We start from the raw sequence: 15,057 nt of genomic DNA on the forward strand, positions 1-15,057 counted from the left end.
AAAAGGATGGATTTGGATGCACCCTAAATGGATGAGGGGGTGTATGCGATGCACGAGAGGTATGTGAGAAGACTCGTTAAGCTTGGGGCTGTAGTTTTGTTTTTAGTCATCATTGCAGTTCTTTATATGATGGTTGTTGAGCTTAAGGAGCTCTGGATAAAAGTCGGGCGAATTTTTCTCCCATTTCTCCTTGCTGTTTTTATCGCATATTTACTTCACCCGGCTGTGGTGTGGCTTGATCAGAGGAACGTTCGCCGTCCCTATTCGATTCTTCTCATCTTCGGGTTATTTTTAGCTGTATTTGTCACTGCCGTCGTTAAAGCAACACCGTATTTTATTCAGGAAGGCAGGGACTTTCTCGATCAGCTTCCGGGGCTCGCAAATACATACCGGGGGTTTATGTCTGATTTTCATGAGCAGACGGAATGGCTCCCTGACAGCTTTCAGGTTAAAGCAGAAGCGTGGCTTCAAAAGGGGGAAGCCTTTACTGCGGATGCTCTTCTCGGGCTGGTCGATTTCCTGAGAACCGCCCTTGATTTTCTGTTTTTGTTTATCGTTATTCCGTTTATCGTCTTTTACCTTTTAAAAGACATTAAACTGATTCATAAAGTAGTCTGGTATTTTACACCGAGACGTTTTCGGAGTGAAGGGAAACAGCTTCTTGCAGACGTAGATGAGTCTCTCGGAAATTACATCCGCGGCCAATTGCTTGTCTGTTTTGGAGTAGGTCTGGTTGCTTTTATCGGTTTTTGGATCATCGGACTGCCTTATGCATCCTTAATTGCCCTGTTTATTGCCGTTACGAATATCATTCCGTACTTCGGGCCGGTTATCGGTGCAGTTCCTGTTTTGCTAATTGCTCTCACAGAGAGCATAAACCTGGTGGTTTTCGCTCTGGCAATTATCATCATCGTTCAGTTAGTTGAAGGAAATATCCTTGCCCCGCTTATTGTAGGGAAGTCTCTTCATATGCACCCGGTGTTGATTATTTTTGCCCTCGTAGTAGGCGGTGAGCTTGCAGGAATCATCGGTCTTATCGTAGCTGTTCCGTTACTGGCTGTGCTGAAAGTATTTATTATTCATATTCGTAAGCTGTTACGAGAAAAAAAAGAAGTGATCGAACGCCAGGAATATTGACAAAGCCTTAACCGATTTCTATAATGACAGGTAGACAAGTGATTCCACATGAAAAATTGTTGAAGGAACGGAATCGTTACAGCCCATCACAAAGAGAGGTACCTCCCAGGCTGAAAGAGGACCACGATGAAGAGTAACGGTCGGCTACTCCGGAGAGCAGGTTAATCCCTGCCGGCTGACACACTGTTATTGTGTTGCGAGGTGACAGACAACAAGTCTGTAACCAGGGTGGTACCGCGTGAGAACTCTCTCGTCCCTGATTTTCAGGGGCGGGAGTTTTTTGTGTTTTTAAGAATCTTTTTTTTAAAATGTTGATTGCAGCGAATGCACGACACTCCAGCGAAAACGGAGAGCGAAGGAGCGTCAGCATTACATGATCCAAGTCAGATAAGACCAAGTGATTAATATGAAGGAGGAAATAAACATGAAACGATTAACATCTGCAGAAGTAAGACAGAAGTATCTTGACTTTTTTAAGGAAAAAGGACATGACGTGGAGCCGAGTGCCTCCCTTGTTCCTCACGAAGATCCATCACTTCTTTGGATTAACAGTGGTGTTGCAACACTGAAGAAGTACTTTGACGGCCGGGTGATTCCGCAAAACCCGCGGATCGTGAACGCACAAAAGTCTATTCGTACAAACGACATTGAGAACGTAGGAAAGACAGCCCGCCACCACACTTTTTTTGAAATGCTGGGTAACTTCTCGATCGGCGATTACTTTAAAAAGGAATCCATCCATTGGGCTTGGGAATTCCTTACGGATGAGAAGTGGATCGGATTTGATCCCGAGAAGCTTGCCGTGACCATTTATCCTGACGACGATGAAGCCTTCCAAATCTGGCACGAAGAAGTAGGACTGCCAAAAGAGCGGATCATACGTCTTGAGGAAAACTTCTGGGACATCGGTGAAGGGCCTTGTGGACCAAACACTGAGATCTTCTATGATCGCGGTGAAACTTATGGCAATGACATGGACGATCCGGAAATGTTTCCTGGAGGCGAGAACGAGCGTTACCTCGAAATCTGGAACCTTGTTTTTTCCCAGTTCAATCATAATCAAGATGGAAGCTATACGCCTCTTCCGAAGAAGAATATTGATACGGGTATGGGTCTTGAGCGAATGGTAAGCGTGATTCAGGACGCCCGTACGAACTTTGATACGGACTTGTTTATGCCGATTATCGAATCAACAGAAGCGATTGCAGATACAAAATACGGCAGCGCTTCAGAAACAGATACGGCATTTAAAGTAGTAGCAGACCACATCCGTACCGTTACATTCGCTGTATCTGACGGCGCGTTACCGTCCAACGAAGGCCGCGGCTACGTTCTACGCCGACTTTTACGCCGTGCGGTACGCTATGCAAAGCAGATCGGAATTGAACGTCCGTTTATGTATGAACTCGTGCCGGTAGTCGGTGAAATTATGGAGCCGTTCTACCCGGAAGTGAAACAAAAAGAAGCGTTCATTCAAAAGGTCGTTAAAAACGAAGAAGAGCGTTTCCACGAGACACTTCATGACGGGCTTGCAATGCTTAATAAAGTCATGGATCAGGCTAAAGATAATGGTGTTTCCGAAATTTCAGGTGAAGATGTTTTCCGTCTTTACGATACGTACGGCTTCCCTGTGGACCTCACAGAAGAGTATGTGACAGATGCGGGCTTTACGGTTGATACTGAAGGCTTTGAAGCTGAGATGAAAAAGCAGCGTGACCGTGCCCGTGCAGCAAGACAATCTTCAGGGTCCATGCAGACTCAGGATGAAGTACTCGGCAACATCAAAGAGCCAAGCGAATTCATCGGCTATGATGTCCTTGACATTCCGTCCGTCGTAAAAGTGATTGTCAAAGACAAGCAGCTTGCTGAAACAGTAAAGGCCGGTGAACAGGCACAAATTATCGTGGACCGCACACCGTTTTACGCAGAAAGCGGCGGGCAAATTGCCGATAAAGGAACATTCGAGACTGAGGGTGTTAAAGTGAACGTACTGGACGTTCAAAAAGCTCCAAACGGCCAAAACCTTCACTCGGTTGAAGTAGTAGAAGGGACTCTTGAGCTCGATATGGGACTGAACGCCAAGGTCGATCAGACAAACCGCATCGGTGTTATTAAAAACCATACAGCTACACACCTTCTCCATCAGGCACTTAAAGATGTCCTTGGTGAACACGTAAACCAGGCAGGTTCCCTAGTTGAAGAAGGACGACTCCGTTTTGATTTCTCCCATTTTGGTCAGATTCAGGAAGGAGAAATGAAGGAGATCGAAGAAATTGTCAATGAAAAAGTATGGAATGCCCTGTCGGTGCACACGATGTATAAGAGCTTAGCCGAAGCAAAGGAAATGGGTGCCATGGCTTTATTCGGCGAAAAATACGGAGACGAAGTACGCGTCGTTAAAGTTGGAGACTACAGCCTGGAGCTCTGCGGAGGATGTCACGTAAACAATACAGCTGAAATTGGTTTGTTTAAAATTGTTTCTGAAGCAGGAATCGGAGCGGGTGTCCGTCGAATCGAAGCAGTAACCGGGAAGAATGCCTACATTCACATGAATGGTCAGGTTAATGTATTGACAGAAGCAGCTGTAAGCCTTAAGTCGAATCTTCAGGACGTTCCAAAGCGTATCGAACAGCTGCAAAAACAGTTGAAAGAAAAGCAAAAAGAAAACGAATCCCTTTCAGCCAAGCTCGGAAACATGGAAGCAAGCAGTGTACTGGACGATATTCAGACTGTGGACGGGGTTAAAGTATTAAGTGTAAAAGTAAACGCATCTGACATGAATGGTCTTCGCCAGATGGCAGATTCTTTGAAAGACAAGCTTGGATCGGGTATCCTCGTGTTAGGAACGAACCAAGGTGAAAAAGTAAGCATTGTAGCCTCTGTTTCACAAGATCTGATCAAAGAAGGGTATCACGCAGGCAATATCGTCAAGGAAGTGGCTGCGCGCTGCGGAGGCGGAGGCGGTGGCCGTCCTGATATGGCCCAGGCCGGCGGTAAAGATCCTTCCAAGCTTGAAGGAGCTCTGCAGGCAGTACCGGAGCTTGTAAAAAGAAATTCCTTATCGTGATTGTTTCGTGTACAATGAAATTAGGTAAATTCTCCACTTTAAGTGGGAGAGACTGGAGAGGTGTTTGTGATGAGTTCAATGGATAATACAATGAAGTTTAACTTTCACGATGACTCAATGGATGCTGACGTAAAAGAAGTTCTGCTTACGGTTTATGCGTCCTTGGAAGAGAAAGGGTACAATCCCATCAATCAGATTGTAGGATACATGTTATCCGGTGATCCGGCTTATATTCCCCGGCATAACGATGCCAGATCATTAATTCGTAAAATTGAGCGGGATGAATTAATCGAGGAATTGGTGAAATCCTATTTATCACAGCACAAAGAGGAGAAGTAATGAAATCGTTAGGACTTGATGTAGGTACGAAAACCATCGGTGTAGCAGTCAGCGATGCGTTTGGCTGGACAGCTCAAGGGGTAGAGACCATCAGGTGGAAAAAAGGTGATGAAGAATCGGCCATTAAACGGATCGAACATTTTATTGCTGAATACGACGTATCTACCATTGTAGTAGGTTTACCAAAGAACATGAACGGAACCGTCGGTGAACGGGGAGAAGCGTGCCTTGAGTTCGCTGATCAATTAAAGGAACGAACCGGACTTGAGGTTACAATGTGGGACGAGCGTCTGTCCACAGTAGCTGCTGAGCGTATGCTCGTCTCAGCGGATGTGAGCCGGAAAAAGAGAAAAAACGTAATCGACAAAATGGCAGCCGTGATGATCCTGCAAGGGTATCTCGACCGCCAGCAGTCGGCAAAGTAAACTCAAGCGCACAAGTTGTGCCTAAAAATGAGAAGAATTGAGGGTTTTACATGAGCGAATTTCGTATGCAAAAACCAGAAGAACAAGAACAAATCGTAATCCCGGATGAAACAGGGGAAGAGCATTTGTTTGAAGTGCTGTTCAGCTTTGATGTAGACAGCACAGGCAACTCCTACATCGTCCTTGCCCCGGCGGGCGCTTACGAGACAGACGACGAAGAAATCGAGGTTCATGCGTTCAAATACGAAGAGCCGGAAGGCGAAGACATCGCTCTTTTCCCAATTGAATCAGAAGAAGAGTGGGCAATGGTTGAAGAACTGTTGAACACATTCACAGCTGAAGAAGACGAAGTGGAATAATCATAAAACCGCCCCAGCAGGGCGGTTTTTTAATTTGAATACTATGTTTGCTGCTGTCATACAGCCAGACCACCGAGTCGGACGAATAGATCTGTCGAATATAAGCTGGTGAAAATAAGAATCAAATACGGTTATGCAGGACCTCCCATTCTTATTTATAAATTCAGTCCTAGGGATATTTGATTTCATCCGGGACAGCGCGGCTGTTTTTACACTTAGGCTCTGAATTTTTACGTTTAGGATTTGAATTTCAACGTTTAGCCACATACACAACTCAATCCGTCAAAATAACACCTCAAACGGATTTACTTTCTCCATGACTCCATGACCCGGTCCTTCCCGCTCCATGCTGCAACCGACCAAAGCCATAGTGAACAGATAAAATACCGCAAAAGCATCGATAATTTGTCGGATTATAGTATAATAGAGAACGTATGGAAGGGGGAAAAAGATCTTGTCCGATAAGAAAGACCAACACAATCATGAAGAAAATCAAATAAGCGGCAAATTAATTGAAAAACAAAAAGAAGCGAGTTTGGTGCGAAAGATTGTGCTGATCTGCTTTGTTGTAATTTTACTATCCGTAGTAGGTGCAGCAGCGGGTACATATGTTTACATTACAAATGCAATTGGACCGGTGGATGAAGAAGCTGAGGAAGCAACCTCAGTTGAAATTCCAATCGGCTCTTCGACTTCCGGTATCGGAAACATCCTGGAAAGCGAAGGACTTATCAGTAACGCAACCATATTCCGCTATTATGTCCGTTATAAAAATGAAGGCGGATTTCAGGCGGGAGAATATGAGCTGTCTCCGTCCATGGATATGGATGAAATTATTGCGGCATTAAAAGAAGGCCGGGTATATCAGGACTATGAGTTCAGCTTTACAATTCCTGAAGGCCGCTGGCTGGAGACAATTATCAACCACATTGCCGAAAACACAGAGCATGAGTACGATGAGTTTATGGAGCTCCTCTCTGATGAAGATTACCTGAGGGAACTCATTGATGAGTATGCCATGCTGGACGAAGAGATTTTGGAAGACGAAGACATCCGTCATCCGCTTGAAGGGTACTTATTCCCGGCACGGTATGACTTTACAGAAGAAAACCCTGAAATGGAAGAAATCCTTACAACCATGCTGGACAGAACCCAGGGAATTCTGGCTAACATGGCTGATGAAATTGAAGCAAGTGAATACACTGTTCATGAAATATTGTCGATGGCTTCCATCATCGAAGCAGAATCGATTGGCGATGAGGAACGTGAGACCATTTCAGGTGTTATTCATAACCGCCTTGAAGATGACATGCCATTGCAGATGGATCCTACGATCGCGTATGCCCAAAATAAGCATATATCACGTACAACCAGGGATGATACACAAACAGATCACCCATACAATACGTATGTGAACAGAGGGCTTACTCCGGGGCCGATTAACAACCCGGGCCAGAACTCGATTATCGCTGCCCTTAATCCTGAAGATCACGACTATCTATACTTCTATCATTCAGAAGACGGACAGTCTTTCTTCTCTGAAACGTATTCAGATCATCAGGATGTTTTAAGGGAGCACCGTGACAACAATTAAAATGACTTCAGAAAGGGAATGCCCCGTGCATTTCCTTTATTTTTATGTTAAAATAAGTCGGTGTTTATAACTGAATGCGCATAATTTATAATCGAAGGCACCCAAAAAAGGAGGCCCTTTTTTTATGAACGATCAAGAGAAAACAGAACACTATATAGAAGCTTTACTCCCGGAAAGAACCGGGATTTTATCTGAAATGGAATCTCTGGCCCGTGAAGAACGGGTGCCGATTATGGAACAGACAGGACTCGAAGCGATGCTTTTGATGATGAGTCTTCACAAGCCTAAGCAGATTTTGGAAATTGGAACGGCAATTGGCTATTCTTCTCTCAGAATGGCAGACCGTCTTAAGGATTCGACAGTCGTAACAATTGAACGGGACGCGGATCGTATCCGTCAGGCAAGAGCGTTTCACGAGAGAGCGAATGCACAGGACCGGATCACGATTATTGAAGGAGATGCTCTGGAAACAGCGGACCAGGTTTCTCAGCTTGGACCGTTCGATGCACTGTTTATCGATGCGGCTAAAGGGCAATATGAACGTTTTTTTGAGCTTTATGAGCCGATGGTTAACGAGGGAGGAGTTATTTTCTCCGATAATATCCTTTTTAAGGGGCTTGTACCGGGTACAAGAACACCTGAGAAAAAGCGTATGGAGCAGATGGTAAAACGTCTGCAGCAGTATAATGAAGCCCGCATGGCAGACGGCCGTTTTCAAAGCATGATCTATCCTATCGGAGACGGATTGATGGTAAGTATAAAAGAACCCCGTAACAACGGATAAGAAAGGCTGGTGCAGATATGACAAAAAAACCGGAGCTTCTTATAACACCTGCTCGTGTTGAAGATATTTCTCCTTTAATGGAAGCTGGAGCGGATGCATTTTTGATTGGTGAAGAACGTTTTGGCCTACGGCTTGCCGGTGAATTTGGCAAAGAAGCAGTAGAAAAAGCTGTCGAAGTTGCTCACGCAGGAGGAGCTAAAGTATACGTAGCTGTGAATGCTCTGTTTCACAATGAGATGCTGCCTCTGCTCCCGGAATACCTTACCTTTTTAAACGAAGCCGGCGTGGATGCTGTCGTTTTTGGAGATCCGGGTGTACTGATGGTTGCCAGGGAATCAGCACCTGATATGCCTTTGTTCTGGAGTACGGAAACAACCGGGACAAACTGGTATTCTGCCAATTACTGGGGGAGAAAAGGTGCCCGCCGTGCTGTGCTCGCTCGGGAACTGAACCTTGATTCTGTGGTGGAAATTAAGGAAAATGCAGAGGTTGAGATTGAAGTTCAAGTGCACGGGATGAGCTGTATGTTCCAGTCTAAACGCACATTGATTGGAAACTATATGGACTTCCAGGGGAAGGATCTGAAGGTGGAAGGAAAGAGTAAAGACCGCAGTCTTTTCCTGTTCGATCCTGAGCGTGATTACAAATATCCCGTCTGGGAAGACAAGAATGGAACTCACATTATGAGCCCGAAAGATATGTGTATGATTGATGAACTGGACGAATTGGTGGATGCAGGGATTGACAGCTTTAAGATTGAAGGCATCCTGAAAAGTTCGGAGTACCTTGTGAAAGTCACAAAGCTTTACAGGGAAGCAATCGACCTGTATGCGACGGATGCTGATGCTTACTTTGATAAAAAAGAAGACTTTCTATTACGTGCTAAAGAAGTTCAACCTGAGAACAGGGATCTGGATACTGGTTTCTTCTTTAAGGAAACCGTGTATTAAGGGGGAAAAAGTATGGCCGAGATATCAGTTAAAACAGCGGATGGTAAGCGTGTCATTACAAAAAAGCCGGAACTTCTTGCACCGGCAGGAAATCTTGAAAAATTAAAAATTGCTGTTGAATATGGTGCGGACGCAGTCTTTATCGGCGGACAGGATTTTGGCCTCCGTTCCAATGCAGGTAACTTTTCCATTGATGAAATGGCAGAAGGAGTTGCCTATGCAGACAAATTCAACGCCAGAATTTATGTAACGACAAATATATTTGCACACAACGAAAACATGGACGGGCTTGAGGGCTACTTGAAGGAACTGGAGCGTGTAGGTATCAGCGGTATTATTGTCGCCGATCCTCTAATCATCGAAACGTGCAAGCAGGCTGCTCCGACACTGGAGATTCACCTGTCTACCCAACAGTCACTCACAAACTGGCAGGCAGTTAATTTCTGGAAAGAGGAAGGGCTTGAACGTGTCGTTCTTGCCCGTGAGGTGGGTCTGGAAGAAATGCTGGAGATGAAGCGAAACGTGGATATCGAAATTGAAACGTTTATTCACGGAGCTATGTGTATCGCATATTCCGGACGCTGCGTGCTGAGTAACCATATGACAGCCCGGGACTCCAATCGTGGCGGATGTTGTCAGTCCTGCCGCTGGGATTACTTCCTTTATGAAGGGGACGCTGAATCTGCAGATCAAACTGCCCTGTTTAATGATGGAGATGCTCCATTTGCCATGAGCCCGAAGGATTTAAACCTGATAGAAGCCATTCCGAAGCTCGTTGAAGCAGGTATTGACAGTCTGAAAATAGAAGGCCGTATGAAATCGATTCATTATGTAGCAACAGTAGTCAGTGTATATCGGAAGGTCATCGATGCGTACTGCGCTGACCCTGATAACTTTTATATCAAAAAAGAATGGCTTACTGAACTTGCAAAATGTGCAAACCGGCCTGCTGCACCGGCATTTTTTGAAAATACGCCGGGGTACGAAGAGCAGCTGTTCACAAATCATAAAAAACAGGCTTCACATGACTTTACAGGGCTTGTTCTTGACTATGATGAAGAAACCCAAATGGTGACACTGCAGCAACGGAACTATTTTGAGCCCGGTGATGAAATAGAGTTTTTCGGACCGCAGATAGAGAACTTCATCCAGAAGGTAGGTACCGTCTGGAATGATAAAGGAAAAGAGTTAGATGCAGCAAGACATCCGCTGCAGGTTGTGCGCTTTAAAGTTGATCGACCTCTTTATCCTAATAATATGATGAGAAAGGGAGTATTATAATGGATAAAAAGCCGATCATCATCGGTGTAGCAGGGGGTTCCGGCTCCGGTAAAACAACGGTGGCAAACGAGGTTTACCGTCAGTTTATGAACCAGTCCATCGTTATGATTGAACAGGATGCATACTATAAAAATCAGGACCACCTGCCGATGGAAGAGCGATTGCAGACCAACTACGATCATCCTCTCGCTTTTGATAATGATCTGCTCCTTGAGCATCTGAAGCAGCTGAAAAACTCAGAGCCTGTGAATAAGCCTGTTTATGATTACAAAAATCATACAAGAAGTGAAGAGGTTATTCCTGTTGAACCGAGAGATGTTATCATTCTTGAAGGTATTTTAATTTTGGAAGATGAGCGCCTCCGTGATATGATGGATATCAAACTATTTGTCGACACAGATTCTGATATCCGGATTATCCGCCGTATGATGCGCGACATCAATGAGCGTGGCCGAACGATTGACAGTGTCATTGATCAGTACACGAGTGTAGTCAGACCTATGCATCTGCAATTTATTGAACCTACGAAACGCTATGCAGATGTGATCGTGCCAGAAGGTGGCCAGAACCGGGTAGCCATTGATTTGATGGTCACAAAAATTAAAACCATCCTTGAAGAAAAAGCTATTTTATAATAGGATTAGAAAATAAGGAATCATTTGGCAAGCGACTAAAAGTTCAGTGTCCGGGTACTGACCATGTTCCGGGCACTGGGCGTTTCTTTATATGGCAGAGGGACGGGCTTTTCGTATAATATTTGCGTTTTGGCTTCAATACCTATATATTAATACGTATTCATAATGAATGAGTGGCGGATCGTTACCTGATTATGTAATCATATTTTCACATTTAGTTCATATGACTTAGTTACAATCCTTTGTCCTTTAACGGATCGCCCATTGATCATGATTAACCAGCCTTAAACAAATGAAAGCGTTCGCTAAATGAGTAAATTGTTTGGAGGAGTGAAAGACATGGCAGAAGAAAAACACTATATGACTCACGAAGGTAAAGAAAAGTTAGAAAAAGAAGTAGAGTACTTGAAAACAGAGCGGCGTAAAGAGGTCGTTGAACGTATAAAAGTAGCTCGCGACTTTGGAGATCTCTCTGAGAACTCCGAGTATGATTCTGCAAAAGAAGAACAGGCCTTTGTAGAAGGCCGGATCAATCAACTTGAAAAAATGATCCGAAACGCTGAGATCATTGAAGCAGATGCTTCTGACTCCAGTGTCGTATCCCTCGGTAAATCCGTGAAGTTCAAAGAGCTTCCTGACGGAGAAGAAGAAAGCTATCAGATCGTCGGCCGTGCCGAGGCTGACCCGATGGAGGGGAAAATCTCAAACGACTCACCTATGGCACAGAGCCTTCTCGGTAAAACGATTGGCGAAAAAGTCAGCGTACAGACTCCGGGCGGAGAAATGGAAGTTGAGATCCTCGAAGTAAACTAATTTAGAATACGCAGTCAGCGTGTAATAACGCTGACTGTGTTTTTTTAAGGATGTTTTTTGCAAGAAGATGAGAGTGCAGAGCGAATAAGGGTAGCGAAAAAGTCTCGGCTGTTGCATTCAGCATTATGTAAAACTCTATTAGAACCGCCAAAGAGTAGAATTGCACCTCGAAATATTAGAGCAAATGGGCTATAATATCCATGTGTAATTTGAGCGTATGTGAATAAGGAGGTCTTGTAATTGGCTCAATACGGGAATTATGGTGGCCCAAACAGGGCAGATATGAAGAAAAAGCAACGTATTAACCGTTTGTTAAACGTAGCAATAGGCGTCGTAGTTATCACGATCTTTGTTGTGGCAGGGATGACCATTTTTGGCGGAGGATCATCTCCGGCAACGACGGAGGAACAACAAGAGCAAGAAGATCAGACCACAGGTGAATCAGACAACGGTGATCTCAACATTGAATCAGAAGAAGATGCCGAGCAGGATGGAACAGAAGAGGAAGCTGAAGAAGGCAGTGACAGTGAGTTTGATGAGAGTGCCGATTCTTCCGACCTTGACGAAGCAGGCAATGAAGATGGTGACTCCAATGAAGCAGATGAAGAATCATCATCAGAAGAAGAATCATCATCAGAAGAGGGTACAGAAGACGAAGGAACTGAAGAAGATACGTCTTCTGACGATGGAGAATTTCGTCCGGTAGGAACTTCGCAGAGTGAACCGTTTGCGATGACAAGTGAACATTACAGCCGTGACCACGTAAACTGGGGCGAGATGATGCAGGCTGTTGAACAGGCTACAGGATTAAATGAAGGAAGCGACGGTGTCACCCTCTGGCGTATCCAGAACGGTGGAGACCCTCAGAGCGCAGTAGCCGTAATCAGCGAATCATCTGAAGCAAACACCCCGTTTGAAGTCCGGATAGAATGGGTAGAGAATGAAGGATGGAAGCCTGTATCTGTGGATCAGCTATCGTCGAATCCTTATAATTAATAACTCAATGGTAACGCCCGCTATGTCTTTCATAGCGGGCGTTCACACTAGTAATCATTTTTAATTTTGAGCTTTAAAGTGGACAACTGCGGTGTAAACTAAGTAGCCCTTAGGATGAGTTGATACCTGATGTGATACGTGATGCACACTGAGCATAATTGCCTGGTTGTCCTCTATTTTCTGCTGGATTTGTTTTTCGAGTGCTTTTAAGCTGCCCGCTTCAAAAAATTCAATTTTGTCTTTGAACGCTTCTGTATGTAAGAACATGTTCCACACCCCTGCTAATTTTCTACATACTAAGCATACTAAACGTTGCAGTCAAACAACAAGAGAACGGCCAAAAAGTAAAAGAATAATTTCGATACATCTTAGAGATTGGAATCACTAGTAGTCGAGGGAGGGGACAGCCATGTCACCGGAAATGATTGGTCTTAGTTTTATCTTATTAGGTTTGTTTATTGTTATTGGAAAGTGGATCCGCGTTTTTTCACCACTTTTGCAGAAGCTGTTCTTGCCAACATCCATTATTGCAGGATTACTGGCATTAGTATTAGGGCCGGAGATTTTAGGGCGGATTGTGGCTTTGTTTACGTCAGATGATTATATACTTACAAACGGATTTGTACCGCCTGAAGTGGTGGAAGTCTGGTCCGAACTGCCCGGACTGTTTATTAATATCGTTTTTGCGTCATTATTTCTGGGTAAGACACTGCCCAGCCTGAGGAAGGTATGGATCATCGGGGGTCCGCAGGTCGTTATGGGTCAGATGGTTTCCTGGGGACAGTATGTTGTCGGTTTGCTCTTAGCTGTTTTCCTGCTGGCGCCGGTATTCGGCGTAAACCCGATGGCAGGTGCCCTCATTGAAATCAGTTTCGTCGGTGGTCACGGTACCGCCGCCGGTCTGTCTGGTACATTTGCAGATCTTGGATTTGAAGAGGGTGCTGACCTGGCAATCGGTCTTGCCACAATCGGTATTTTAACCGGTGTGGTTGTCGGTATTATCCTGATTAACTGGGGAGCAAGAAAAGGATACGCCAAGGAAGTAGGCGGTCAGCAGGGATTGTCCAGTAACGGACGTAACGGAATCGTTGAACTTGAAAACCGCGACAGCGCAGGAGAGCTGACGACCCGTCCGGAATCAATTGAACCTTTGTCTCTGCACATTGCTTATGTGGGAATTGCAATCTTTATTGGTTTTATTCTTCTTGAAGGATTAATCCTGCTGGAAGCATTCACTTGGGGACCTTGGACAGACACGTACCTGATGATTTATGTTCCACTCTTCCCCCTTGCCATGGTCGGGGGGATTATTACACAGCTTATTTCGGATAAATACGATAAATTCCGTCTGATTGACCGTAAGATGATTAACAGGATATCAGGATTTTCACTTGATGTGTTAATTGTGAGTGCCCTTGCAACGGTTTCTCTTACAGTCATCGGGGACAACCTGGCTGCCTTTGTCACACTTGCTGTTGCAGGTGTTGTATGGAACGTATTTGCTTTTGTTGTACTTGCACCAAAAATGATCCCTCAATATTGGTTTGAACGAGGTATTGGTGACTTTGGACAGGCAACAGGTATTACAGCCACTGGGTTACTTTTAATGAAAGTGGCAGACCCGGATAACAAAACCCCGGCCCTTGAAGGTTTTGGGTACAAACAGATAATGTTCGAGCCGTTTGTAGGAGGGGGACTCTTTACCGCCGCATCGCTGCCGCTGATATTCCAGTTCGGTCCGGTTGCAGTATTAATCTTTGCTACCATTATTACGATTGGCTGGCTCTTATTCGGTTTGTTATACTTCGGAAGAAAATAGTATCTTGTTCTTGCACCACTCCTGTACTATGATAAAAGTTGTGAATAAGTGAAGGGCTGCGGCCTGGATAAAAGGAAGGGAATGCCTTATGATAGTTGGAATAATCGGTGCAATGGAAGAAGAGGTTGAACTTCTGAAGAAAAAGATGAATATCAGAGAAGAACAAGTGATTGCAGGCTGTGAGTTTTACTTTGGGAAATTACAGGGTGTTGAAGTGGTTGTTTCTAAATCTGGAATCGGCAAAGTCAATGCTGCGATTTGTACAACACTTATGAATCAGCTTTATCATCCCGATGCCATTATTAATACCGGTTCTGCCGGAGGCTTTCATAAAGAGCTTGCTGTGGGAGATGTGGTCATTTCTACAGAAGTCCGTTATAACGACGTAGATGCTACTGTGTTTGGCTACGAGTTTGGCCAGGTACCGAGAATGCCAGCGTTCTATGAGCCGAATGAGGAGTTAAAGACGATTGCTGAGAAATGTGCCGGAGAAGTAGGGGTTCGCTCTGTTCCAGGATTAATCATATCAGGGGATTCATTTATGAGTGATCATGTGCGTGTAGAAAATATCCGCTCGCGGTTCAACGACCCGTATTGTTCGGAAATGGAAGCAGGGGCTATTGCGCAGGTGTGTCACCAGTTCCAATGCCCGTTTGTCATCATTCGTTCTCTGTCTGACATTGCAGGGAAAGATGCGAAAGTATCCTATGATGAATTTTTGGAAACAGCATCTGTAAACTCTGCGAGAATGGTCATTGCTATGCTAGAAGAAATCAGACAACAGCGGTAAAAAACCGGCATATTTGGTGGGAATTGTTAACCAGATCCCGCACACCTTCATGATATAATAGAATTGCT

General features: G+C 44.7%; 15 protein-coding genes. 14 read left to right on the top strand and 1 reads right to left on the bottom strand.

The genetic code is table 11. From position 1 onward, the window contains the following. Window positions 1–48: 48 nt before the first annotated feature. From EBO34_RS02045 to EBO34_RS02100, 12 genes are all read left to right on the top strand, one after another. Window positions 49–1,137: an AI-2E family transporter gene (locus EBO34_RS02045; protein ID WP_183163673.1), complete on the top strand. Its 1,089-nt coding sequence runs from the start codon at window positions 49–51 to the stop codon at window positions 1,135–1,137. Window positions 1,138–1,561: 424 nt separating this feature from the next. Then, on the top strand, window positions 1,562–4,204 hold the full coding sequence (gene alaS / locus EBO34_RS02050; RefSeq protein ID WP_122896293.1) for an alanine--tRNA ligase: 2,643 nt from the start codon (window positions 1,562–1,564) through the stop codon (window positions 4,202–4,204). Between the two features lie 69 nt (window positions 4,205–4,273). Next, a complete protein-coding gene (locus EBO34_RS02055) occupies window positions 4,274–4,543 on the top strand; it encodes an IreB family regulatory phosphoprotein (RefSeq protein WP_122896294.1) in 270 nt (89 codons plus the stop codon). Further along, entirely contained in the window at window positions 4,543–4,968 is a 426-nt protein-coding gene (ruvX, locus tag EBO34_RS02060) for a Holliday junction resolvase RuvX (protein WP_122896295.1), read from the top strand. The genes EBO34_RS02055 and ruvX overlap by 1 nt, the downstream gene beginning before the upstream one ends. Before the next feature lie 50 nt (window positions 4,969–5,018). Then, entirely contained in the window at window positions 5,019–5,327 is a 309-nt protein-coding gene (locus tag EBO34_RS02065) for a DUF1292 domain-containing protein (RefSeq protein WP_122896296.1), read from the top strand. Window positions 5,328–5,781: 454 nt separating this feature from the next. Next, the gene (mltG, locus tag EBO34_RS02070; RefSeq protein ID WP_122896297.1) at window positions 5,782–6,921 is read left to right on the top strand and encodes an endolytic transglycosylase MltG; all 1,140 of its coding nucleotides are present in this window, start codon (window positions 5,782–5,784) and stop codon (window positions 6,919–6,921) included. Between the two features lie 124 nt (window positions 6,922–7,045). Beyond that, a complete protein-coding gene (locus tag EBO34_RS02075) occupies window positions 7,046–7,705 on the top strand; it encodes an O-methyltransferase (RefSeq protein WP_122896298.1) in 660 nt (219 codons plus the stop codon). 17 nt (window positions 7,706–7,722) lie between these two features. Continuing rightward, window positions 7,723–8,655, top strand: coding sequence for a peptidase U32 family protein (locus tag EBO34_RS02080; RefSeq protein WP_122896299.1), 933 nt, complete (start codon window positions 7,723–7,725; stop codon window positions 8,653–8,655). 12 nt (window positions 8,656–8,667) lie between these two features. Further along, on the top strand, window positions 8,668–9,936 hold the full coding sequence (locus EBO34_RS02085; RefSeq protein ID WP_122896300.1) for a peptidase U32 family protein: 1,269 nt from the start codon (window positions 8,668–8,670) through the stop codon (window positions 9,934–9,936). Then, window positions 9,936–10,571, top strand: a complete 636-nt coding sequence (gene udk, locus EBO34_RS02090) for a uridine kinase (protein WP_122896301.1) — start codon at window positions 9,936–9,938, stop codon at window positions 10,569–10,571. The genes EBO34_RS02085 and udk overlap by 1 nt, the downstream gene beginning before the upstream one ends. 339 nt (window positions 10,572–10,910) lie before the next feature. Further along, the gene (gene greA, locus EBO34_RS02095) at window positions 10,911–11,384 is read left to right on the top strand and encodes a transcription elongation factor GreA (protein ID WP_122896302.1); all 474 of its coding nucleotides are present in this window, start codon (window positions 10,911–10,913) and stop codon (window positions 11,382–11,384) included. A gap of 240 nt (window positions 11,385–11,624) precedes the next feature. After that, a complete protein-coding gene (locus tag EBO34_RS02100) occupies window positions 11,625–12,380 on the top strand; it encodes a YrrS family protein (protein ID WP_122896303.1) in 756 nt (251 codons plus the stop codon). A 60-nt stretch (window positions 12,381–12,440) separates the two neighbouring features. Here the strand turns inward: EBO34_RS02100 and EBO34_RS02105 are convergent, their stop codons facing one another. Further along, on the bottom strand, window positions 12,441–12,647 hold the full coding sequence (locus EBO34_RS02105; RefSeq protein ID WP_122896304.1) for a DUF2536 family protein: 207 nt from the start codon (window positions 12,645–12,647) through the stop codon (window positions 12,441–12,443). Between the two features lie 142 nt (window positions 12,648–12,789). On the opposite strand from EBO34_RS02105, the gene EBO34_RS02110 reads away from it, so the two are divergent. Both EBO34_RS02110 and mtnN read left to right on the top strand, forming a co-directional pair. Then, a complete protein-coding gene (locus EBO34_RS02110) occupies window positions 12,790–14,199 on the top strand; it encodes a sodium/glutamate symporter (RefSeq protein ID WP_122896305.1) in 1,410 nt (469 codons plus the stop codon). A gap of 88 nt (window positions 14,200–14,287) precedes the next feature. Next, on the top strand, window positions 14,288–14,989 hold the full coding sequence (mtnN, locus tag EBO34_RS02115; protein WP_122896306.1) for a 5'-methylthioadenosine/S-adenosylhomocysteine nucleosidase: 702 nt from the start codon (window positions 14,288–14,290) through the stop codon (window positions 14,987–14,989). Window positions 14,990–15,057 lie beyond the last annotated feature (68 nt).

The sequence above is a fragment of the Alteribacter keqinensis genome (assembly GCF_003710255.1).
GTDB classification, from domain to species: Bacteria; Bacillota; Bacilli; order Bacillales; family Salisediminibacteriaceae; genus Alteribacter; species Alteribacter keqinensis.